This window comes from Mesocryomonas lacus, assembly GCF_055730135.2.
This window is the reverse complement of the sequence record NZ_JBUZWE020000013.1, coordinates 123,759-144,533: the sequence shown is the minus strand read 5'-3', so window position 1 is coordinate 144,533 and position 20,775 is coordinate 123,759. Positions and strand designations below refer to the sequence as shown.

At 68.2% G+C, this 20,775-nt stretch carries 17 protein-coding genes; 10 read left to right on the top strand and 7 right to left on the bottom strand.

The features are described 5' to 3' along the window. Nucleotides 1-36 precede the first annotated feature (36 nt). Nucleotides 37-258: a DUF2283 domain-containing protein gene (locus ACZLZY_RS19640; protein ID WP_472935738.1), complete on the top strand. Its 222-nt coding sequence runs from the start codon at nucleotides 37-39 to the stop codon at nucleotides 256-258. A 98-nt stretch (nucleotides 259-356) separates the two neighbouring features. On the opposite strand, the gene ACZLZY_RS19635 is transcribed toward ACZLZY_RS19640, so the two are convergent. Beyond that, on the bottom strand, nucleotides 357-2,348 hold the full coding sequence (locus ACZLZY_RS19635) for a response regulator (RefSeq protein ID WP_472935737.1): 1,992 nt from the start codon (nucleotides 2,346-2,348) through the stop codon (nucleotides 357-359). A 330-nt stretch (nucleotides 2,349-2,678) separates the two neighbouring features. Between ACZLZY_RS19635 and ACZLZY_RS19630 the strand changes: the two genes are divergently transcribed. Then, complete coding sequence (locus tag ACZLZY_RS19630; protein WP_472935736.1) at nucleotides 2,679-2,888, top strand: type II toxin-antitoxin system CcdA family antitoxin; 210 nt, start codon at nucleotides 2,679-2,681, stop codon at nucleotides 2,886-2,888. Then, nucleotides 2,888-3,187: a CcdB family protein gene (locus ACZLZY_RS19625; protein WP_472935735.1), complete on the top strand. Its 300-nt coding sequence runs from the start codon at nucleotides 2,888-2,890 to the stop codon at nucleotides 3,185-3,187. Before ACZLZY_RS19630 ends, ACZLZY_RS19625 begins: the two co-directional genes overlap by 1 nt. Nucleotides 3,188-3,212: 25 nt before the next feature. On the opposite strand, the gene ACZLZY_RS19620 is transcribed toward ACZLZY_RS19625, so the two are convergent. Then, on the bottom strand, nucleotides 3,213-6,323 hold the full coding sequence (locus tag ACZLZY_RS19620; RefSeq protein ID WP_472935734.1) for an efflux RND transporter permease subunit: 3,111 nt from the start codon (nucleotides 6,321-6,323) through the stop codon (nucleotides 3,213-3,215). Further along, nucleotides 6,320-7,654: an efflux RND transporter periplasmic adaptor subunit gene (locus ACZLZY_RS19615; RefSeq protein ID WP_472935733.1), complete on the bottom strand. Its 1,335-nt coding sequence runs from the start codon at nucleotides 7,652-7,654 to the stop codon at nucleotides 6,320-6,322. The genes ACZLZY_RS19620 and ACZLZY_RS19615 overlap by 4 nt, the downstream gene beginning before the upstream one ends. Nucleotides 7,655-7,867: 213 nt before the next feature. Between ACZLZY_RS19615 and ACZLZY_RS19610 the strand changes: the two genes are divergently transcribed. Further along, nucleotides 7,868-9,124: an Hsp70 family protein gene (locus tag ACZLZY_RS19610; protein ID WP_472935732.1), complete on the top strand. Its 1,257-nt coding sequence runs from the start codon at nucleotides 7,868-7,870 to the stop codon at nucleotides 9,122-9,124. A gap of 38 nt (nucleotides 9,125-9,162) precedes the next feature. Here ACZLZY_RS19610 and ACZLZY_RS19605 read toward each other — a convergent pair whose 3' ends face one another. Further along, entirely contained in the window at nucleotides 9,163-9,690 is a 528-nt protein-coding gene (locus ACZLZY_RS19605; protein ID WP_472935731.1) for a hypothetical protein, read from the bottom strand. Between the two features lie 222 nt (nucleotides 9,691-9,912). Beyond that, entirely contained in the window at nucleotides 9,913-11,289 is a 1,377-nt protein-coding gene (locus tag ACZLZY_RS19600) for an esterase-like activity of phytase family protein (RefSeq protein ID WP_472935730.1), read from the bottom strand. 200 nt (nucleotides 11,290-11,489) lie between these two features. On the opposite strand from ACZLZY_RS19600, the gene ACZLZY_RS19595 reads away from it, so the two are divergent. Next, complete coding sequence (locus ACZLZY_RS19595; RefSeq protein ID WP_472935729.1) at nucleotides 11,490-12,194, top strand: SDR family oxidoreductase; 705 nt, start codon at nucleotides 11,490-11,492, stop codon at nucleotides 12,192-12,194. 26 nt (nucleotides 12,195-12,220) lie between these two features. Here the strand turns inward: ACZLZY_RS19595 and ACZLZY_RS19590 are convergent, their stop codons facing one another. Continuing rightward, on the bottom strand, nucleotides 12,221-13,210 hold the full coding sequence (locus ACZLZY_RS19590; protein ID WP_472935728.1) for a ChaN family lipoprotein: 990 nt from the start codon (nucleotides 13,208-13,210) through the stop codon (nucleotides 12,221-12,223). Nucleotides 13,211-13,494: 284 nt separating this feature from the next. Here ACZLZY_RS19590 and ACZLZY_RS19585 point away from each other — a divergent pair, with 284 nt between their 5' ends. The 3 genes from ACZLZY_RS19585 to ACZLZY_RS19575 all read left to right on the top strand — a co-directional run bounded on the left by ACZLZY_RS19585 (nucleotide 13,495) and on the right by ACZLZY_RS19575 (nucleotide 16,222). Then, nucleotides 13,495-13,923, top strand: coding sequence for a GlcG/HbpS family heme-binding protein (locus ACZLZY_RS19585; RefSeq protein WP_472935727.1), 429 nt, complete (start codon nucleotides 13,495-13,497; stop codon nucleotides 13,921-13,923). A 146-nt stretch (nucleotides 13,924-14,069) separates the two neighbouring features. Next, on the top strand, nucleotides 14,070-15,584 hold the full coding sequence (cysG, locus tag ACZLZY_RS19580; RefSeq protein WP_472935726.1) for a siroheme synthase CysG: 1,515 nt from the start codon (nucleotides 14,070-14,072) through the stop codon (nucleotides 15,582-15,584). Beyond that, a complete protein-coding gene (locus tag ACZLZY_RS19575) occupies nucleotides 15,581-16,222 on the top strand; it encodes a nucleoside/nucleotide kinase family protein (RefSeq protein WP_472935725.1) in 642 nt (213 codons plus the stop codon). Before cysG ends, ACZLZY_RS19575 begins: the two co-directional genes overlap by 4 nt. Nucleotides 16,223-16,393: 171 nt before the next feature. On the opposite strand, the gene ACZLZY_RS19570 is transcribed toward ACZLZY_RS19575, so the two are convergent. Beyond that, the gene (locus tag ACZLZY_RS19570) at nucleotides 16,394-18,019 is read right to left on the bottom strand and encodes an ABC-F family ATP-binding cassette domain-containing protein (RefSeq protein WP_472935724.1); all 1,626 of its coding nucleotides are present in this window, start codon (nucleotides 18,017-18,019) and stop codon (nucleotides 16,394-16,396) included. Between the two features lie 352 nt (nucleotides 18,020-18,371). On the opposite strand from ACZLZY_RS19570, the gene ACZLZY_RS19565 reads away from it, so the two are divergent. Both ACZLZY_RS19565 and exbB read left to right on the top strand, forming a co-directional pair. Further along, complete coding sequence (locus ACZLZY_RS19565; RefSeq protein ID WP_472935723.1) at nucleotides 18,372-19,172, top strand: GGDEF domain-containing protein; 801 nt, start codon at nucleotides 18,372-18,374, stop codon at nucleotides 19,170-19,172. 553 nt (nucleotides 19,173-19,725) lie between these two features. Then, a complete protein-coding gene (gene exbB / locus ACZLZY_RS19560; protein WP_472935722.1) occupies nucleotides 19,726-20,775 on the top strand; it encodes a tonB-system energizer ExbB in 1,050 nt (349 codons plus the stop codon).

The following is a 20,775-nucleotide window of genomic DNA, read 5'->3' as shown; positions in this document are numbered from 1 at the left end:
TATCACCGCGACATTCGACCGGGGAGCAAAGCGCCCATGATCGACGTGACCTACGATCCTGAAGCCGACGCCGTCTATTTCCGCATCAGCAGCGGCACGATTGTCGAGTCGGCCGAGGCAGGTCCTTTCATCTATGACGTCGACGAAAAGGGCTGCGTTATCGGCATCGAAGTCCTGTCCGCCAGCACCGCGCTTGCCCCGGGAGACTGGCAGAAGGCACGCCTTCCAGCGCCGGGAAACGCCGACGCTGCCGAGTAGACGACACAGCCCGATTGAGACCCGAATTGAGGCTCAGAGTGTAGGCTGACGGCCTATCGCCACTAACCAGCGGCCGCATCTGCCGGAAGTCGCCAGCGTTACTCGGCCAGCGCTCTGACGTTCGCCGCGACTTCCTTCAAACTCGCCGCACCCTTGGACATGACCTTGGCCGCCGATTCCAGCCGTGATCGCTCGTCGGCCGTAAGGTCGCGCGCGGAGAGGATAATGACGGGGATATCCTTGCCGCCGGCGCTCTTGCGCAGCGCATGGAGGAAGGCGAAGCCGTCCATGACGGGCATGGTGAGGTCGAGGAGGATCACCCTCGGCGGCGCCACCTGCACGGCTTCGAGCGCCTCCTGGCCATTGCCGGCTTCGGCGACGCTCCAGCCGTCGCGCTCGAGGGCGCTGCGCACCCGCGACCGGGCATCGGGATCGTCGTCGACGACGAGGACATCGCCCACCTCGCCCCGGAAACGGTCCATGACCGCGCGGAAATTGTCCCAGTTCACCGGCTTGGCGACGTAATCGGCTGCCCCGAGCGAGGAGGCAAGCCCGCGTTCGCTGACGAAGGTCACCATGACGACCGGGATCGACGAGAGGTCGGGATCGGCCTTCAGCCGGCTCAGAACCGTCCAGCCGTCCATGCCCGGCATCATCACGTCGAGGAGGATTGCCCGCGGGCGCATCTCCTTCGCGAGCGACAGGCCGGTCGGACCGTCGGCCGCGGTAAGGGTGGCAAATCCCTCGCGGGCGAGGAAGCGCGTCATCAGCTCGCGCTGCGCGGTGTCGTCGTCGATCACCAGGACGACCTCCGCCTCGCCCTTGTCGCCGGCGACCGGCAGCTGGGCCTGGAGCGCCGCGAGATCCGTCTCGACCTCGGCCGGATCGCTCGCCACCTCCGGCAATGTCAAGGTGAAGGCGCTACCGGCGTTGAGCGCGCTCTCGACGGTCACGTCGCCGCCCAGCATCGCACTGAACGCCTTCGTCAGCGACAGGCCGAGGCCGGTGCCGCCGAACTTGCGCGTGGTGGAGGCATCCGCTTGCTGGAACCGCTGGAATAGCCGCTCCAGCTGCTCGGGCGTCATGCCGATGCCGGTATCGCTGACCCGGAAATGCACCTGACCTTCGGAACGCCAGACGGCGATGGTGACGACGCCCTCCTGGGTGAACTTGGCGGCGTTGCCGAGGAGGTTCAGGAGGATCTGCCGGAGCTTGGTGACGTCCGATCGCATGGTGCCGATGTCGGCCGCCATCTCGATCTCCAGCCGGTTGTGCTTCTTGTCGATCAGGCCCTTGGCTGTCGACACGACGTCGCCGACGATATCGGCGATGTCGAACTCCTCGACGAAGAGATCCATCTTGCCGCTTTCGACCTTGGAGAGGTCGAGCACGTCGTTGATGAGGCCGAGGAGATGGCGAGCATTGCTCTCGATCTTGCGGATGTCGCGCGCGAGCTCGCCGGGCTCGGTCCCGTCCTCGGCCTCCTCGATCAGCATCTCGGCATAGCCGATGATCGCCGACAGCGGCGTGCGCAGCTCATGGCTCATATTGGCGAGAAACTGGCTCTTGGCGATGTTCGCCTCTTCGGCCGCCTGCCGGGATTCCTCGGCTGCCCGCTCGGCCAGCACCTGGCCGGTCGTCTCGTTGCAGGGACAGAACAGGCCGACGACCGATCCGGCCTCGTCGAAGACCGGCGTGTAGGAGAAGGCGAAATGCGCCTCCTCGCTCGCGCCGTTGCGCTCGATGAAGAGCGTGATGTCGTCCATGTGGACGGGCTCACCGGAGTAGACCTGGCTGAACAGCGGCTCCAGATCGCTCCAGATGTCGCGCCAGACTATGGCGAACCGCTGGCCGAGCGCCGCCGGATGCTTGTCCTGGAGAAGGTCCACATAGGCGTCGTTGTAGAGAAGGGCCCGCTCGCGTCCCCAGGCCAGGAACATCGGCTGGCGCGAGGAGAGCATGAGGTCGACGAGCGTGCGCAGCGCATGCGGCCAGCCATCGGGAATACCGAGCGGGGTGGACGCCCAGTCGAAGGCGCGCAGCCGCGTCGCCATTTCGCCACTTCCACCGAGAAACCGCGGGTTCGTCATGGGTGCTCCTCGCCGGGACCAGCCTCTGCCGGCATGATCCAGCATTCAATGCCGAAAGCCGACGGAAGTTCGGCTGCCGGTACGCGATCGTGCAGAAAGGCGGAGAAAGGGCCGGAACGGCTTCGTAAATGCGGAGAGGAGGGCGCCACAACGCCTTCTAATACGCCGAAACGGATGGTCGCGTGGGCTTCTCTCACAACGCAGGCAATCCACGGGTACCGTTTGTGCCCGCGCAGATGAGCTGATAGCTCGGCAAAACGTGCAGCTGTTGTGGCAATCCTGGGATGCCCCTATCTTCGCCGGATGCCACTCCGACCTGACGGACTTCGCATGAACGATATCACCATCGATCCGTCCCTCCTCGAAGAGGCGAAGTTGCTCAACGTCGATATTGCCCGGGCAGCAGCGCAGGGAATCGCCGACGCCGTCAAGAACGCCCGTGCTATCGGCTGGCGCGACGAGAACGCGGCAGCCTTGCGCTCCTCCAATCTCTACGTCGAGACGAACGGTCTGCCGCTCGGTTCCGAACGCCTGTTCTGATGGCGCGGTATGACGTGTTCGCGCGTCGCGAGGGCGATGGCTATCTTCTCGACGTTCAGGCCGACCTTTTGGAAAGTCTGACGACGCGGATCGTCGTTCCTCTTCTGCCCATCCTCAGTGCGCCGCGTCCAGCCGCTCGGCTCAACCCGGTGTTCAGCTTTTCCGGCAGTGAAATGGTCATGGTCACCCAGTTCATCTCAGCCGTGCCCATCGCGATCTTCGGCGCAAGGATCGGCAATCTGGCAGCCGAACACGATGCCATCATCGCGGCGCTCGACATGGCCCTCCAAGGCTTCTGAACGGCTCGAAACAGCACAACGCGCGCTATTCCGCCGGCGCCGCCCGCATCTCGCCGGACTGCCTCCCCCGCCCCGCGAGCCGGTCTCTCAGCCTCTGTATGCCGACGAAGATCACCGGGGTGATGAACAGCGTCAGCAGCTGCGAGACCAGCAGCCCGCCGACGACGGCGACGCCGAGCGGCTGGCGCAGCTCCGAGCTCGCGCCGTGGCCGAGGGCGATCGGCACCGTGCCGAGGAGGGCGCAGAAGGTGGTCATCATGATCGGGCGGAAGCGGCGAACGCAAGCTTCGCGGATGGCGGGAACGGCTGGCATCCCCTCCTCGCGCATCAGCTGCAGCGCCACGTCGATCATCATGATGGCGTTCTTCTTGACGATGCCGATCAGCATCAGGATGCCGATGAGGGCGATGATCGACAGCTCCATTCCGGCAAAGTGCAGCGCCAGAAGCGCGCCGAGCGCCGCCGCCGGCAGGCCCGACAGGATGGTCAGTGGGTGGAGGAAGCTCTCGTAGAGCACGCCGAGGACGACGTAGATCGTCAGCACGGCGGCCAGGATCAGCCAGGGCGTGTTGGCGGTCGACTGGGCGAAGACCTGGGCGGTGCCGGCATAGCTGGTGAACACCGAGGCGGGCACGCCGAGCTGGGCCTTGATCGCGGCGATCTCCGCCGTCGCCTGGCCGAGCGCCACCCCCGGCGGCAGGTCGAAGGACAGCGTGATCGAGGTCAGCTGTCCCGTCTGGTTGATCGTCACGGGCCCGGTCTGCCGCACGATCGCGGCGAAGGAAGAGATCGGCACCAGCCGGCCATTGCTGGCGAGGACGTGGATGTTGGACAGGAGCGTGTCGTTCCAGGCGAGGTCCGGGTCGTATTCGAGGATCACCTCATAGCTGTCGCCGGTCGCCTGGATGGTCGCCGCCGACTGCGTGCCGAAGCCGGCGCCGAGCACCGTGCGCAGCGTCTCGGCGGAGATGCCGAGCTGCTCGGCACGGTCGCGGTCGACCTTCACCTCGGCCTGGAGGGCATTGTCCTGCACGTCGGTGGCGACGCCGACGAAGGTCGAGCGGTCCGCCGCCATCGCCGCCTGGATTTTACCCGCCCATTGCGACAGGCCCGCCGTGTCCAGCGACTGCACCACCAGCTGGTACTGGCTCTGCGACGAGCGCCCGCCAAGCCGCAGGCTCTGCGAGGCCGTGACGAAGCTCTGCAGGCCGACCACCGTGCCAAGCTCTTTGCGGATGTCGGCGATCGTGCCGTCGATCTTGCCGCGCGTCTCCCTCGGCTTCAGCTGGACGAACATTGTGCCAGCATTGGTCGCCGCGCTCGATCCGCCGCCGATGGTGGCGGTGACGTGGTCAACGTCCGGCTCGGCTTTGACGAGATCGGCTGCCCGCTTGACCAGCACCGCCATGGCGTCGAACGAGATGTCCTGGCGCCCCTGCAGGGAGACCTGCAGCTGGCCGGTGTCCTCGCGCGGCAGAAAGCCGGAGGGAAGCAGGGTGACCAGCCAGACCGACCCGGCGACGCTGGCGAGGAAGACCAGAAACACCGCAAAGCCGTGCGCCAGGCACCAGTCGACGCCGCGGCCATAGCCCCGCGTCATCGCAGAAAAACCGCGCTCGAACAGGCCGGCCGGGCTCCAGCGGGCCGGCGGCTGGCGGGCGCTCTCCGGCAGCCGAGCGGCGAGCATCGGCGTCACCGTCAGGGAGACCAGCGCCGAGGCCATGATCGCCAGCGAGACGACCATGCCGAACTCGGTGAACAGCCGGCCGACGACCCCGCCCATCATCAGGATCGGCAAAAACACCGCGATCAGCGAGAGCGACATCGAGACGATCGTCGCTGTCACCTCGCGGCTGCCGACGAGCGCTGCCTCGAAGGGCGCCATGCCCTTTTCCATGTGGTGAATGATGTTCTCCAGCATGACGATCGCATCGTCGACGACGAGACCGACCGACAGCGTCAAGGCGAGCAGCGACATGTTGTCGATGGAGTAGCCGAGCGGATACATGATGCCGAAGGTCGCGAGGATCGACAGCGGCACGGCGACGGCCGGGATGAGGGTCGAGACCAGCTTGCCGAGGAAGAGGTAGATCACCAGCACCACCAGCGCGATGGTGAGAAGCAGCGTGAACTCGACATCGTCGACGGCCGCCCGGATCTGCAGCGAATTGTCGTTCATCAGGTCGACCGAGACCGAGGCCGGCAGCTGCGCGGTGATGCCCGGCAGCGCCGCCTTGATGGCGTCGACCACCTGCACCGTATTGGCGCCGGGCTGGCGCTGGACCGCCAGCGTGATCGCCCGCTCGCCGTCGTGCCAGCTGGCGAGGTTGTCGTTCTCGACGCTGTCGATCACCCGCGCCACCGTGCCGAGCCGCACCGGATTGCCGTTCGGGGTGGCGATGATCAGCGAGGTGAATTCTTTGGCATTCGAGAGCTGCGTCGGCACGTCGAGCGTGACGGCCTGGGCAGCGTTTTCGAAGGTACCGACCGGCGACTGGTCGTTGGCCTGCGCGAGCGCCGTCTCGATCTGGTTGATGCCGAGGCCGCGCGCGGCGAGCCGGTCGGGATCGACCTGCACGCGGACGGCATATTTCTGCTCGCCGTAGATCTGCGCCTGGGCGACGCCGGCGATCGTCGAGATCGCCGGCGACAGGATGTTCTCGGCGAGCGAATCCAGCTGCGTCAGCGGCATGGTCTTCGAGCGCAGCGAGAGGAGCATGATCGGCGCGTCGGCGGGGTTGGCCTTCCGGTAGCTCGGATCATTGGTCATGTTGTCCGGCAGCCGCCGGCGGGCGCTGTCGATCGCCGCCTGCACGTCGGCGGCGGCGCTGTCGATGTCGCGCGACAGCGAGAACTGGATGGTGATCGAGGTGGAGCCGAGCGTCGAGCGGGCCGAGATGTTGTCGATGCCGGCAATGGTCTGGAACTGCTTGATCAGCGGCGTCGCGACAGCGGTCGCCATGGTCTCGGGCGAGGCGCCGGAGAGCTGGGCCGAGACGTTGACGGTCGGAAAATCGACTGTCGGCAAGGCGGCGACCGGCAGCTGGAAATAGGCCCCGAGCCCGGCGCCGGACAGGCCGATGGCCAAGAGCAGCGTCGCCACCGGCCGGCGGATGAAGATCTGCGAGAAGCTCATCGTACCGCTGCCACGGTCGACGCCTTGCCCGGCGTCCCGACGGAAGCAGCCGGCACCGCATCGCTGCCCGGGGGCGGCGCGGCGGGTGGCGCGACCTCGGTCACCGCCATGCCGTCGGTGAGGTTCATCTGGCCCTCGGTGACCACCTTCTCGCCGTCCGCAAGGCCAGCAGCGATGCCGGTGACGTCGCCATCGACGAGGCCGATGGTGACCGGCCGCACCGCGATCTTCCCGTCCGCCACGACGTAGACGATGCTCCCCTCCTGGGCCGGCTGCACGGCGAGCGAGGGCACTGCGACGAGCCGCCGCTCGGCCAGCACCACGTCGACCGAGACCGACTGCCCCGGCCACAGCGCGCGGTCCTCGTTGGCCAGCACCGCCTTGGCGGCGAAGGTGCCCGAGAGCGTATCGATGCGGCTGTCGATGAAGCTCAACGCCCCCGTTCGCGTCGGGACGCTGCCGGGATCGGCGCCGTCGCTGACCGACGTCGTGGTCGTCGGCGTGACGCTGATGCCGACGTCGCCGCGGGCGTGTGCGTCGCGCAAGCCCGCGATGTCGCTCTCCGCCATGCTGAAGCCGACGTCGACCGGCGCCATCTGGGTCAGCTGCACCACGGCGTCGCCCGGCTGGATGACATTGCCGACCGCTACGAGATAGGCGCCGAGCCGGCCGCTGATCGGCGCGCGGATGGTCATGTAGTCGAGTGCCACGCGGTCGACGGCGAGCGTCGCCTGGTCGAGCGCAATGGTGGCCGTGGCGGTCGCCACCGCCGTCTCGGCATCCTGCAGCGCCTGGCCGGTGGCGACATTGGACGTCGCGAGCTTCTGCTGCCGGGCGAGGTCGTTCTCGGCGCCCTTCAGCGTCGCGCCGTCGCGCGAAATCGTCGCGGTGTCGCGGGCGACGGCGGCCGCGGCCGCGCGGTCGTCCAGCCGGGCGATGACGTCGCCGGCATGGATGTCGCTGCCCTCGCGCGCCACCCGCTCGACCAGCATGCCCTGGGCATAGCTGGTGACCGAGAGCGCGGACTGCGGCATCACCGAGCCGATGGTCCGGCGCCGCACGGCGATCTCCTGCAGGCTCGCGGCGACGGTGGTCACAGGCCGGGGGCCGCTGTCCCTGCCGGGGCGACCTCCGCCATGCCCGCCGGCGCCCTTGCCGGCGGCTGGGGCAGCATCTGCGGTGGCGGCGCCGTCGCCGCCGTTACTACCGGAGAGGCCGAAAAGCGGCCCGGCGGTCGACAGCACCCGGTGCTGAACCCAGCCGCCCGACAGGTGGTCGCCGACGGCCAGCGCGGCGAGGAGGCCCAGGAAGACGAGACCCGACTTTTTCACGCGCAAACCTTTCGGCCGACCATCGCCTGGATCATAAGCCAGCCGAACGTCACGCGATGCAGCAAACCGCGAGGTTGCGAAAATTTTAGGTCCGGCGAAACGGCCGCACTGACGGGAGACGCCGAGCAAGGCGGTTGCCAAGCCCCGCCTCCCCCGCTATTGCCCGCCCTCGCCTTTTCCGCCCGTGCCGGGCCCGTGACAAAAGCCAATCCCATGACCAGACTTGCCTGCGGCCTCGATTTCGGCACGACGAACTCGACTCTCGGCCTCATCGCCGCCGGCGCCCCGCAGCTGGTGGCGCTGGAAGACGGCCAGGCCACCATTCCGAGCGCGATGTTCTTCAGTCTCGAGGATCACAGTACCTATTTCGGGCGCAAGGCGGTGTTCGAATATGTCGACGGCGCCGAAGGCCGCTTCATGCGCGCGCTGAAGAGCGTGCTCGGCACTTCGCTGATGGAGGAGACGACGCGGGTCGGCCGCCAGCGTCTCGGCTTCGGCGAGATCATCGGCCTCTTCCTCGCCTCGCTGAAGAAGAAGGCGGAAACGGATGCCGGCGCGCCGATCGAGCGCGTGGTGCTCGGTCGCCCCATTCATTTCGTCGATGGCGACGAAGCGGCCGACCGCACCGCGCAGGACCAGCTGGAGACGGCCGCCCGCGCGCAGGGCTTTTCGGAAATCGCCTTCCAGTTCGAGCCGGTGGCCGCGGCGCTCAACTACGAGCGCGAGGTGAATGCCGAGCAGCTGGCGCTGGTGGTCGACATCGGCGGCGGCACCTCGGATTTCTCGGTCATCCGCCTGTCGCCCGAGGGCGCGCGCCGCACCGACCGCAAGGACGACATCCTCGCCAATTCCGGCGTTCACATCGGCGGCACCGACGTCGACAAGGTGCTGAGCCTTGCCACCATCATGCCGGCGCTGGGGCTGGGCACCTCGACCGCCGACGGCAAGCGCCGCCTGCCGGTCTGGTACTGGAACGACCTCGCCACCTGGCACCGGATCAACCAGCTCTACACCCCGAAGATCACCCGCGACCTGTTTGAGCTGAAGCGCGAGGCCGCGCATCCGGAACGGCTCGAGGCCTTCATGACGCTCCTGGAATACCGCTCCGGCCACCGCCTCGCCGGCAGGGTCGAGGCGGCGAAGATCGATCTCACCGATGCAGAGAACGCCGTCATCGCTTTGTCCGAGCCCGGCCTGAAGCTCGAGCACGCCGTCAGCCGCGCGGAGTTCGACGCGGCAGTCGAGGGCCTCGTTGCCGGGATCGCCGGCAGCGTCGCCGAGTGCCTTACCCAGGCCGGCGTCACAGCAGACCAGATCGAGACCGTGCTCCTCACCGGCGGCTCGACGCAGATCCCGGTCGTCCGCCGCGCCGTCACCGGCCTGTTCGCAGGCGCCCGCATCGTCGAGAGCGACGCCTTCGGCAGCGTGGGTCTCGGGCTGGCGGTGGATGCCGGGCGCAAGTTCGGCTGACGAAAAAGCCGTGCAAGCGAAGGCATGCACAGCGGTCCTTACTGCGGTTCGACCTTTGTGTTTCCTCCGTCGCTGACGTCAGGAACAACCAGAGGCTTCGTGGACGCGGCATTGTCGACCACAGCCTTCACGATGTTGGCGCTCCGGCTGTCGAGGGCGAACCCGGCGATGGACGGGGTGAGCTGGACCGGCGTGAACTTCTGCTCCCGCAGGTAATCACTGGCTGCCTGTGTCTGCGGGAAGAGGACGAACTGTTCACCCACCCAAACAATCTTGACGTTCCTGTCGATAGGAAAGCCTGCATCGGCCAGCAGTGTCACGACATCTGTTTGGGCGACGCGCAACTGAGTCTCGATCGTTGCTGCCTTTTCGCGTAGGCCAACGACGCTGCGCTTGATGTCCTGAACCTCGTCGAGCAGCGTCCCGATCGCCGCGGTATGTTGGCCCAGAACCTGCGCCGTCGACCATTGATTGGTCATCACGGTATAGGCCATTGCCGCGACCACGCCGGTCACTGCGATATTCAGGCCTGCTGCGGTCAAGACGGTTGAGGTGCTGGCGGCCATCGATACCCTCCTCCGTTCTTTTGCCGAGTTTCCTCTTACGGGGATACGAGACAAGCATCCGGCTTGATTTGGCAAGACGCGTAAACGTAGCCGGCCGCAGTCCAAGACGACTCGGACCGAAATACGCCATCGTCAAGCGGCAGCGCCTGGAATGACGTTGGGCTCGCCACAAATGGCGAGCCCAACTGACACATTCTCGGTACAGCGCGATCGGTACGCCCGTTATTCAGCTTTCAGAAAATCGCCGACGTCGAGCAGCACGAACTCGTTGTCGTCGACCTTGTTGAGGTTGCGGCCGGCCGAGAACGGGAAGTTGTTGTCGTTGCCGACGATGATGTGGGTGTCGTCCACCCGGTCGACATTCTCGATGGTGACGAACGGCATGTCGTAGACGCCGTCCTTGCCGCCTTGCTTGGCGAGACCGTTCGGATCCTTGATCGCGAGGAGGTCGATATAGCCGATCTTGCGCGCCGCCTTGCCGGCATTCGCGTCGGTCAGCTCGATCTTGGTGATCCGCTTCAGCTTGGCGGGCGTCGCGAAGCAGTCGGCCGCCGGCTCGCCCTTGCAGGCGTCAGCCGGACGGCCGGCGCCGTTGTCGCGCTCGATGACGAGGCCCTCGGTCGCGCTGATCATGTTGAAGTCGCCGATCGCCTCGCCGCCGGGGGCGAGCGGATAGAGCCAGGACCGGCCGGTCCAGTCGCCCTTGGCGACGTCGAACTCGATGATCTCGAGCCCGGTGCGGCCGTCCCCGGTGGTGGCCGTCTTGCCCTCAGTGTAGAGCGGCCCCTCGAGCAGGCCGTAGAGACGCGTGCCGTCCGGCGACAGTGCCAGTCCCTCGAACCCGCCCGAGCGCTTGATGTTCGTCGCCGGCATCGACTTGGTCGGATTGTCCGGCAGCTTCACCAGCGCATTGTCGGGCGACATCACCTTGGTCTCGCCGACCTTCGTCGCGTGCACCGACTGCAGCCGGCCCGCGGTGTCGAACTTCAGGAGATAGGGGCCGAACTCCTCGCCGACCCAGAATCCGTCCGCCACCGGCTGGATGGATTCGACGTCGAAGTCGGCGCCGGTGAAATAGCGCGTGTCGGTGCCTTCCAGCGTGATCGGGAACGGCGCCTTCATCCCGGGATCGCTGAGGAAGATCGTCTCCTGGCGGTCGACGGTCCCGGCCTTCCAGTCGATGGCGAGGTGGTGCAGCATCAGCATGGCATCGCTCGACGTCGCCTTGGAGCCGAAGCCGTTGTCGGACAGGCTCCAGAACGTGCCGTCGGCCATCTTGCGGATGCCCGAGAAGCCCTGGACGGACTGGCCGTCGACCGGCAGTCCGGTATTGGTCGGACGCTTGCCGTCCATGCCCGGCACCGTGCCGAGCGCGGTGGTGCGCTGGCGGTCGGGCGTCGTGAACTTGCCGGCCTGCTTCAGGAAGGCCGGGGCGTCGGCAGGGGCTGCAACCGTCGTCGCCGCCGGCAGCACGGCCTGACCGGCGAGCACGGCGTCGAAGGCCTTGCCCTCGAGAGAGTTGCCGTCCGGAGACTGCGCGGAAGCGGCGCAGGCGCCAAGAAGCAGCAGCGCGATGCTGCGGGCGAGAATCGATGTCATGGGGGATGTCTCCGGCCGAATGCGATGGGCGGTAGACATCGGTTTTGCGTGACAGCCGCTTGAAGCGCGGATGAACCCCTTGTGACAGATAGAGTGCTGCGACGCCGTCGAGGCCACCGTTCTGCAGATCCGATGCAACGGGACGAAGCACCACGCTACACTCGCACGTCGAATCAATGCTCGGATTGGGAAGGAAGATCATGTCCCCGCAGAAAATCGCCATCGTGACCGCCGGCGGCAGCGGCATGGGCGCGGAGGCGGCGCGGCGGTTGGCGGCCGATGGCTTCGGCGTCGCGATCCTCTCCTCCTCCGGCAAGGGCGAGGCGCTGGCGGCCGAGCTCGGCGGCATCGGCGTGACCGGGTCGAACCGCTCGAACGAGGACCTGCAGCGGCTGGTCGACGCCACCCTCGCCCGATGGGGACGGATCGACGTGCTCGTCAACAGCGCCGGCCACGGGCCGCGGGCGCCCATCCTCGACCTCACCGACGAGGACTGGCACACCGGGCTCGACGTCTACCTGATGAACGTCATCCGCCCGACCCGGCTGGTCACCCCGCATCTGCAGGCGGGCGGCGGCGGCGCGATCATCAACATCTCGACCTTTGCGGCCTTCGAGCCCGACCCGCTGTTTCCGACCTCCGGCGTCTTCCGAGCCGGACTTGCCGCCTTCACCAAGCTCTTTTCCGACAAGTATGCGGCCGAGAACATCCGGATGAACAACGTCCTGCCCGGCTTCATCGACAGCCTTCCGGAGACCGAGGAGCGGCGGCAGCGCATTCCGATGCAACGCTATGGCCACAGCGCGGAGGTCGCCGCCACCATCGCCTTCCTCGCCTCCGAGGGGGCCGGCTACATCACCGGCCAGAACATCCGCGTCGACGGCGGCATCACCCGCTCGGTCTGAGCTGGCCGGGCTCGCCGCCTTGCCGGTCACTCGGCGCCGGCGGCCGGCGCTTTCGGCATCGCCTTCAGCTGTTCCGCGAGGCCCTCGCAGGGATCGGCGATGTCGGCTTTCGGGGTGAACAGGACGAAATCGTAGGGTGCCGGCGTCTCCGGCGAAATGCCGAGGGTGGCAAGGTCGGCCTTGGCACTGGTCACCTCGACGAGCCCGATCGCGACCACGGCAGCGCCTGGTTCGCGGGCGCGGATCGCGGCCGGCACGCCCCGGTCGGCCCGCGCATGCCCCGAGCCGGCGACCAGCACGGCTGCCCCCGTCGGCGCAGCCGCCGCGATCATCGCGTCGGCGAGTACGGCATCGCGCGCTCGCTGCACGTTGAGCATGCCGGGCAGCGCCGCGTCGGGCAGCATGCCGCAATGCGAGTCCCTGAGCTCGGTAGTCAGCCCTGCCGCGGCATCCTCGGACATCGTCCGGTCCAGCCCGAGACGTGCCGCCTCTCCGGGCCCGAGCGCCGCAAAACCTTGTCGCCCGATCGCGCGCGCGGTCTCCCGGCCGAGGTCGCCGGGCCGGATATCAAGGCCTGCGCCGAGCGCTGCTTCGGCGATCGGCTGGTACATCGCATAGTCCGGCCAGCCCCGCTCGTTCCACCGCACCGCCGGGCCGAGCCCTGTTGCGTTCCGCTGGGGATCGCCGAGGAAGGCGCCGAGCGCGGGGGCCTCGTCGGCGGTGATCATCTCGAACACCAAAGCGGGTTTTCGGGGCGCGAGATCGGCGACGATGGCGGCCTGGATCACGTGGTGGTCGGGGTTGTCGTGCGTCTCGCCGACGAGGACGTAGCGGGCCGCGGCCATCGCCTCTTCGAGCGCTGCCACCGCCACCGGCCGGCCGTCGGCGCCGGCGAGGGTCCCGACCAGCGGGTTGCCGGCAAAATGCTGCGACTGCCAGGTCCGCGGCAGCTCGAGCGCCCCGGCAGGGCTTGTCGCCAGCGCCAGCACCGCTGCCCATCCGATCCATCTCAGCATCCGCAGCCTCCGCTCTTTTCCGCGCCGCGCGGCGCCTTCCCGGCGGCGACCTTGCCCGCCGCAATTCGATCGCGCAAACGGCGTCTTGCCGCTCCCCCGCGGACAGGCGGGTTCAGGCACACCCGGTGGCGGGCGCTTGCGGCCAAGCGAACGGCACCTTCGGGCCTTGCCGACAACAGCGCTTGCGGTGTGGCCGGCAAACCCTCTATCGCGGAGAGGACGCCCGGCGGGATCGGGCCTTCTCCTGCCGCGGGCTTGTCCCCCGGCGCAGCCAAGGATCAACGATGACCCTCACCCTCGACCACGCCCGCACCATGATCCAGACCGCCTTTGCCAAGGGCGCCGAGCTGAACCTCAAGCCGCTGACGGTCGCCGTGCTCGATGCCGGCGGCGCACTGGTGGCGCTGGAGCGGATGACGGGCGCAAGCCCGATGCGGCCGGAGATCGCCATCGGCAAGGCGAACGGCGCGGTGCAGATGGGCATCGGCTCGCGCGCGCTGCAGACCCGCGCCGAAAGCCAGCCTTTCTTCATCCAGGCGATGAACGCGCTCGCCAAGGGTTCGCTGGTGCCCGTGCCCGGCGGCGTGCTGGTGCGCGACGAGGAGGGCCGGGTGATCGGCGCCGTCGGCATTACCGGCGATACCTCGGATAATGACGAGATCTGCGCCGTCGCCGGCATCAAGGCCTGCGGCTTCACCGCCGACCACGGCTGAGCCGCGCAAGCCGGTCGTTTGACGCGGAAGCGCTTGGCGGAGAAGGAAGAATCTCCGGCAGGCGGCGCAATGGCAAAAGCAGACCTCGACATCGCGCCGGCGACGAACGACATTGCCGCTCGCCTGATCTGCCCGGAAAGACCGTGATGTCCGAGATGATTCCCGCCCGGCTGGCCGCCGTCGCCCGCGACGAGGAAAGCGCCCGCACCCGCAGCCAGCGGATCGAGCCGCTGGCGGTGCTGCCGGTGTTCTACGATCTCGCGGGCAAGCGCGTCGCCATGGCCGGCGGCGGCGCCGGGGCGGCGTGGAAGGCCGAGCTGCTGGCGGCCGCCGGGGCCAACGTTGTGCTTTATGCCCCGAAAGCCGAGATCGGCGAGGAGATGGCGGTTCTGCTCGCCGGCGGCCCTGCGGCGGGCTCGATTACCCATCTCGACCGGCCCTGGGCGCTCGACAGTTTTGCGCTCGCCGCGCTCGCGGTCGGCGACTGCGAGACCGAGGCCGAGGCGCAGGCCTTCGCCTGCGCCGCGCGCGCGGCGGGCGTGCCGTGCAACGTCGTCGACAAGCCGGACTTCTGCAGCTTCCGCTTCGGCACCATCGTCAACCGTTCGCCGGCCGTCATCGGCATCTCGACCGATGGCGCCGCGCCCATCCTCGGCCAGGCGATCCGCCGCCGCATCGAGACGCTGCTGCCCCGCGCGCTCGCCGGCTGGGCGGGCCTTGCCGCCGCCGTTCGCTCGGAGGTGATGGCGCGGCTCGAGCCCGGCCCGCTCCGCCGTGCGTTCTGGGAGCGCTTTGCGGTAAAGGCCTTCACCCGCGAGGCGCCGGATGCGACGGACGCGGCCGACATCCGCCGCCTCGTCACCGAGATCGCCGCCGCACCCGAGGTCGGCGGCCGCGTGACGCTGGTCGGCGCCGGCCCCGGCGAGGCCGAGCTGCTGACGCTGAAGGCGGTGCGCGCGCTGCAGGCGGCCGATGTGATCCTCTTCGACGACCTCGTCTCCGACGAGATCCTGGAGCTCGCCCGCCGCGAGGCCAAGCGCATGCTGGTCGGCAAGCGGGCGTCGCGCGAGAGCTGCCGGCAGGAGGACATCAACGCGCTGATGATCCAGTTTGCCAAGGCCGGCAAGCACGTCGTGCGGCTGAAGTCGGGTGACGTCTCGGTGTTCGGCCGGGCCGGCGAGGAGATCGCGGCGCTGAAGGCCGAGGGCATTCCGGTCAGGATCGTGCCGGGCATCACCGCGGCCTCGGCGCTGGCAGCCGGCTTCGGCGTCTCGCTGACCCACCGCGACCGGGCCAGCCAGGTGCGCTTCGTCACCGGCCATTCCCAGAAGGGCGACCTGCCGGACAGCCTCGACTGGCGGGCGCTTGCCGACGACCACGCCACCACGATCTTCTACATGGGTGGGCGGATGGCGCCCCGCATCGCCGCCGAGCTGATCGCGCACGGCCTTGCCGCCGAAACCCCCGTCGCCGTCGCCGCCAACATCTCACGACACGACGAGACGCGCGGCACCGGCACGCTCGCCGAACTCGCCGCCATCGTCGCCCGCATCGGTGTCGACCGGCCGATCCTCATCGGCGTCGGACGGGTGTTTGCGGACTGCGAGGCGATGGACGAAAGCGTCGGCGCCGGGAATTATCTCGCGAGTGGCCGCGCATGAGCCGGCCCCTGACGATCGAGGCGCTCGTGGCGCTGCTCCTGGCGACCGACCGGACGAAGCGCCTGCTCGTCGCGGTCGCCGGGCCGCCGGGCGTCGGCAAGAGCACGACCTGTGAGCACCTGGTCGATCATTTCAACGGTGAGACGCCGGGCCTTGCCGGCCTGCTGCCGATGGACGGCTATCACTTCGACGACGCCGTGCTGATCGCCCGTGGCGACCGGCCGCGCAAAGGCGCGCCGCACACCTTCGATCTCGGCGGACTGGCGGCGATGATCAGCCGGCTAAAGGCCGACGACGGCAGCGACATCGCGGTGCCCGTCTTCGACCGTTCGATCGAGATCGCTCGCGCCGGCGGGCGCATCATCGCCGGCAGCACGCGCATCATCGTCGTCGAGGGCAACTACCTGCTCCTCAACGCGCCGGGTTGGCGGGACCTCAGAGACCTCTTCGACGTCACCGTGTCGCTCGCGGCCGACCCGGCCGTGCTGGAGGCGCGGTTGACGGAGCGCTGGCAAGGCTTTGGGCTTGAGGGCGCCGAGATGATCGCCAAGATGGAGGGCAACGACCTCCCCAATATGCGCCTCGTTCTCCGCGAAAGTCTGCCCGCCGACTACGTCGTGCGCACCGACGCGGCGTAGCGCCGGCGGCTGGCGGAAGAGATGCGGCACCGACGCTGCGTTCTTCGGCGCATCGGGAAGAAGGGACCGGCAGGCCGATGAGGGGGCTGCCGAAGGCGGCGACCCTCGATAGGCTGCGCCACCCCTCATCCCGCTGCCGCGACCTTCTTCCCGGAGGGGAGAAGGTCTGCCTTACCCCCGCGCGCGCTTCTGCTTCTTGCCTTCGCGCACCTGGCTCGGGGCGCGCTGGCCCTTGTTGGTGCGGTCGAGGACGAATTTCGCGTAGTCGTCCATGTCGCCGTCGAACGGCTTCACGTGGCCGTCGGCGGCAAGCCAGAGACGGTCGGCGACGAGCTCCATCAGCGAGCGATCGTGCGTGACGAGGATCACGGCGCCTTCGTATTCGTTCAGCGCGTCGAGCAGCGCCCGGCGCGAATCGATGTCGAGATGGTTGGTCGGCTCGTCGAGGATGAGGAGATGCGGCGCCGACATCGCCACCTGGTTCAGGAGCAGGCGCGCGCGCTCGCCGCCCGAGAGCGAGTCGACGATCGTCTCCTGCTTGTCGAAGTGGAAGCCGAACTGCGCGAGCTTCGAGCGGCGCTGCGCCTCGGAGGCGTCCGGCAGCGAGCGGCGGATGATGTCCATCGGCGTGTCGTTCGGGTCCAGCGCCTCGATCTGGTGCTGGTGGAACCAGCCGACCTCGACGCGTCGGTCGCGCTGCATGCGCCCCGCCATCGGCGCCAGCGCCCCGGCGGCAAGCTTGGCGAACGTCGACTTGCCCGCGCCGTTGACGCCGAGAAGGCCGATGCGGTCGTTGATGTCGAGCCGGAGGTTAAGGTCGCGCAGCACGGGCACGCCGGCATAGCCGACATCAACGGCGTCGAGCTGCATCAGCGGCGGCGCCAGTGGGCGCTTCGGCGAGGGCAGCGTGAAGGGCGCCACTTGCGCCTCGATGGTGAGGCCGACCGGCTGCATCTTGGCGAGGCGCTTGACGCGCGACTGCGCCTGCGTCGCCTTGGACGCTGTCGCCTTGAAGCGGTCGACGAAGCTTTGCAGATGCGCACGCTCGGCGTCCTGCTTGGCCTTGGCGGAGCTTGCCAGCCGCTGGTTCTCCGCCCGGCGCTTCTCGAAGTCGTCGTAGCCGCCGGTATAGAGGTCGAGCTTCTTTTCCGAGAGGTGCAGGATGTGGTCGACCGAATTGTTGAGGAGCTCGCGGTCATGGCTGATGATGAGAGCGGTGTTCGGATATTTCTTCAGCCGCGCCTCCAGCCAGAGCGCACCCTCGAGATCGAGATAGTTGGTGGGCTCGTCGAGGAGCAGCATGTCGGGCGCCGAGAACAGCGCCGAGGCGAGCGCCACGCGCATGCGCCAGCCGCCGGAGAACTCCGCCATCGGTCGGTCGAGATCGGCGGTGGAGAAGCCGAGGCCGACGAGGATTTCCGCCGCTCGCGCCGGCGCGCCGTCGGCGTCGATGTCGATGAGGCGCATGTAGATGTCGCCGATCTCCTCGGGCTCGGCGGTCTCGAGCGCCGCCGTCAGCTGGGCGCGCTCGAGATCGGCCTCGAGGATGGTCTCGATCAGAGTGATCGGCGTCGCCGGATGTTCCTGGTCGACCGAGCCGATGCGCGCCGCCTTCGGCAGCGCGATCTCACCGCCGTCCGGCCCGAGCGATCCGAGGATCAGCTTGAACAGCGTCGACTTGCCAACCCCGTTCCGCCCGACGAGCCCGACTTTCGCGCCGGTCGGCAGAAGCACGCTCGCATCGTCGAAGAACTTCCGGCCCCAGCCGTTGAAGGTGAGATTGTTGATCTGCAGCATGGTTTTGGCCCGGACGTCGGAAAAACGGAGCGCGACGGCAGGCGGGCGGAAGCCGTGATGCTGCAGTGCAATGCGAGCCCGGGCTTTAGCACAGGGCGGGGGTGGTGGCGAGGGTGGTCCGCAGCCGGGCGCAGCCCTGTGCATCACGCCCTCCCCAGCTCGAACCGATCCCGCGGGCTTCGGCAGGCCGGCCGACATAAACAGTGCATGAACCTTTGGCTGGCTAAATGGTTACATCGCACCTGCGCTGTTTCTTGCGGCGGATCGTACGAAATCCTAGGCCCTTCATGTCGTCGCTTACCTTTTGCCCCCGTTTTCAAATGCCCGGATCCGGGTACTCGGACTGCGTGGCGTGAAGCGCGGAACGCCCGAGCGGCGGGCTTTCTGGGCGGCCACGGGGTGGGCGCGGGTCATCGCGGCGACGACGCTGGGGACACTCTTCTGTGTGCTCGCTGCCGTGGCCGTCGATTCAGTCAATTTCGACGGGATGACGCCCGAAGAAATGCGGTGGTCCGTGTTCATCGATGTGGCGCTGCCGACGGCGCTTGCCGGGCCGCTGCTGTTTTTCCTGACCTACAAGATGCGGCAACTGGCGATCGCCTATGCCGAACTCCTCGTCGTCGCCAGCACCGACAGTCTGACGCGTCTGCTGAACCGGCATGCCTTCACCGTGCTCGCCGAGACCTTTCTCGCACGCACCGACCGGGCGAACGCGACCGCGGCGCTGTTGATCATCGACGCTGACAATTTCAAGCAGATCAACGACGAGTTCGGCCACGAGCGCGGCGACGTAGCGCTGCAGATCATCGCCCGGGCGATCCGCGCCACACTGCGCGAAGCCGACCTCGTCGGCCGGATCGGCGGCGAGGAGTTCGCGGTGCTGCTGCAAGGCACCGACGCGCGACAGGCCGAGGCCGCGGCCGAGCGGATCCGCCTGGCGATCCGCAGCGAAACCTTCCAGCCTGATGGTGTCGCGCGCCCGCTGACGGTCAGCGTCGGCGGCGTGACGTTTCTTGGTCCGGCGAGCTATGACCGCCTGTTCGTCGCCGCCGACCATCACCTCTACGCCGCCAAGGCAGGCGGCCGAGACCAAGTGCGCATGGGCCCCTTCCCCTCCGCCGCGCCGCGGGATGTGGCGGTCGGCGCGGCCTGAGGCCGAGGCCGACGGTGGCTTTCCCTTCGCAGAGAAGCGTCCAGCAGCTTCGGGACCGCAAGCGGACGGACAGTCTTGGGCGACGGCAACGGTATCGCGGCTGGCCGACCGGTCGCGGCATGGCGGCGCGGGACCGATGCGGCGACAGTGTTGGTAAAGCATCACGCAGATTAGAATCCCTCCAGACAAGCTATCCTCGTCCTCCATGGCGTGAACTGGAATAATTCCAAGGAAGAATTGAGGTTTGGATTCTTCTGTAATTGTGCGTATGGAAACTTGAGTGATCGGGTCAGGAATCGATGCTCTGATCCCCGGCGTCCTCCGCTTCTCCCGAAAGACGGCAGGCCCGGCCCCATTGACCACGAGGTGGGCAGACGGTGCAGCACGCAATCTCCCGAGAGGTCCGGGCCCTGTGGCACCCCGCACCGGCTGGCTTCGCCGATGCGGCCGCGGGGGTCGCGGCGCCGCCTTGCGCCGTCCCGTCGGTCAACACCCCGGCAGCCCGTTCAGCCCTGTCGAGAAAGCCCATTCGGCGTTGCCGAGAAAGATTGAGATGACCGCTCTTCCCCCGCTGTTCACGCGAACCGGGCTCCTGGCCCTTGCTCTGCTGCTGGCCCCCGTCGCCGCAGCCCAGGAACCGTCGGCCCAGCCACCGACGGCCCCGCAGGCGGAGACTCCGACCGCAGCACCGACGCCGCCGGCAACGCCAGCGACGCCTGCCGCCGAAGCCCCGGCAGCTCCCGTGGCGCCGACCGCACCAGCTGGCACGGCCGGCGGCAGCGCGGCCGATGACGGCGCACCGACTGGTGGCGCTACCCCGGTGGCTTCCGAGCTCTTGGCCGCCCCAGCGGCAGCGGCGCGGCCGGCGGCGGCGTTGCCGCACGACCTGACGCCCTACGGCATGTTCATGGCCGCCGACTACGTCGTGAAGGCGGTGATGATCGGCCTCGCCTTCGCCTCGCTGGTCACCTGGACGATCTGGCTGGCCAAAAGCATCGAACTCGCCAGCGCCCGCACCCGGGCGCAGCGCGCGGTCCGCCGGCTCGAGCGGGCCGAAAGCCTTGGCGAGGTCGTCGCCGGCGAGCGCGGCGGCAAAGGCGGCAAATGGCCGAAACGCGGCCCGGTCGCCGCGCTCGTCGACGCCGCATTGCGCGAGGAGGAGCGCTCGCCCGACCTTTCGGCCGACGGCATCAAGGAGCGGACGCAGATCGCCCTCCACCGGATCGAGGCCCGCGCCGGCCGCGCCATGCAGCGCGGCACCGGCCTTCTCGCCACCATCGGCTCGACCGCGCCCTTCGTCGGCCTGTTCGGCACGGTCTGGGGCATCATGAACGCCTTCATCGGCATCTCGAAGGCCAACACCACCAACCTCGCCGTCGTGGCGCCGGGCATTGCCGAGGCGCTGCTCGCCACCGCGATCGGCCTCGTCGCGGCGATCCCGGCGGTCATCATCTACAACGTCTTCGCCCGCGCCATCGCCGGCTACCGGGCCGTCCTCGCCGATGCCTCGGCGGAGGTGTTGCGCCATCTCAGCCGCGACCTCGACCGGCGCGCGCACAGCCACGTCAAGGCCGGCGCCGGCCGCCTGCACGCGGCGGAGTAG

Excerpts from the sequence above, each read along its gene's own strand:
- ACZLZY_RS19590 (WP_472935728.1), bottom strand. The coding sequence starts at position 13,210 with ATGCTGAGATGGATCGGATGGGCAGCGGTGCTGGCGCTGGCGACAAGC.
- cysG (WP_472935726.1), top strand. The coding sequence starts at position 14,070 with ATGTCCGAGATGATTCCCGCCCGGCTGGCCGCCGTCGCCCGCGACGAG.
- ACZLZY_RS19610 (WP_472935732.1), top strand. The coding sequence starts at position 7,868 with ATGACCAGACTTGCCTGCGGCCTCGATTTCGGCACGACGAACTCGACT.
- ACZLZY_RS19640 (WP_472935738.1), top strand. The coding sequence starts at position 37 with ATGATCGACGTGACCTACGATCCTGAAGCCGACGCCGTCTATTTCCGC.
- ACZLZY_RS19570 (WP_472935724.1), bottom strand. The coding sequence starts at position 18,019 with ATGCTGCAGATCAACAATCTCACCTTCAACGGCTGGGGCCGGAAGTTC.
- ACZLZY_RS19635 (WP_472935737.1), bottom strand. The coding sequence starts at position 2,348 with ATGACGAACCCGCGGTTTCTCGGTGGAAGTGGCGAAATGGCGACGCGG.
- ACZLZY_RS19595 (WP_472935729.1), top strand. The coding sequence starts at position 11,490 with ATGTCCCCGCAGAAAATCGCCATCGTGACCGCCGGCGGCAGCGGCATG.
- ACZLZY_RS19585 (WP_472935727.1), top strand. The coding sequence starts at position 13,495 with ATGACCCTCACCCTCGACCACGCCCGCACCATGATCCAGACCGCCTTT.
- exbB (WP_472935722.1), top strand. The coding sequence starts at position 19,726 with ATGACCGCTCTTCCCCCGCTGTTCACGCGAACCGGGCTCCTGGCCCTT.
- ACZLZY_RS19630 (WP_472935736.1), top strand. The coding sequence starts at position 2,679 with ATGAACGATATCACCATCGATCCGTCCCTCCTCGAAGAGGCGAAGTTG.
- ACZLZY_RS19605 (WP_472935731.1), bottom strand. The coding sequence starts at position 9,690 with ATGGCCGCCAGCACCTCAACCGTCTTGACCGCAGCAGGCCTGAATATC.
- ACZLZY_RS19600 (WP_472935730.1), bottom strand. The coding sequence starts at position 11,289 with ATGACATCGATTCTCGCCCGCAGCATCGCGCTGCTGCTTCTTGGCGCC.
- ACZLZY_RS19625 (WP_472935735.1), top strand. The coding sequence starts at position 2,888 with ATGGCGCGGTATGACGTGTTCGCGCGTCGCGAGGGCGATGGCTATCTT.
- ACZLZY_RS19620 (WP_472935734.1), bottom strand. The coding sequence starts at position 6,323 with ATGAGCTTCTCGCAGATCTTCATCCGCCGGCCGGTGGCGACGCTGCTC.
- ACZLZY_RS19575 (WP_472935725.1), top strand. The coding sequence starts at position 15,581 with ATGAGCCGGCCCCTGACGATCGAGGCGCTCGTGGCGCTGCTCCTGGCG.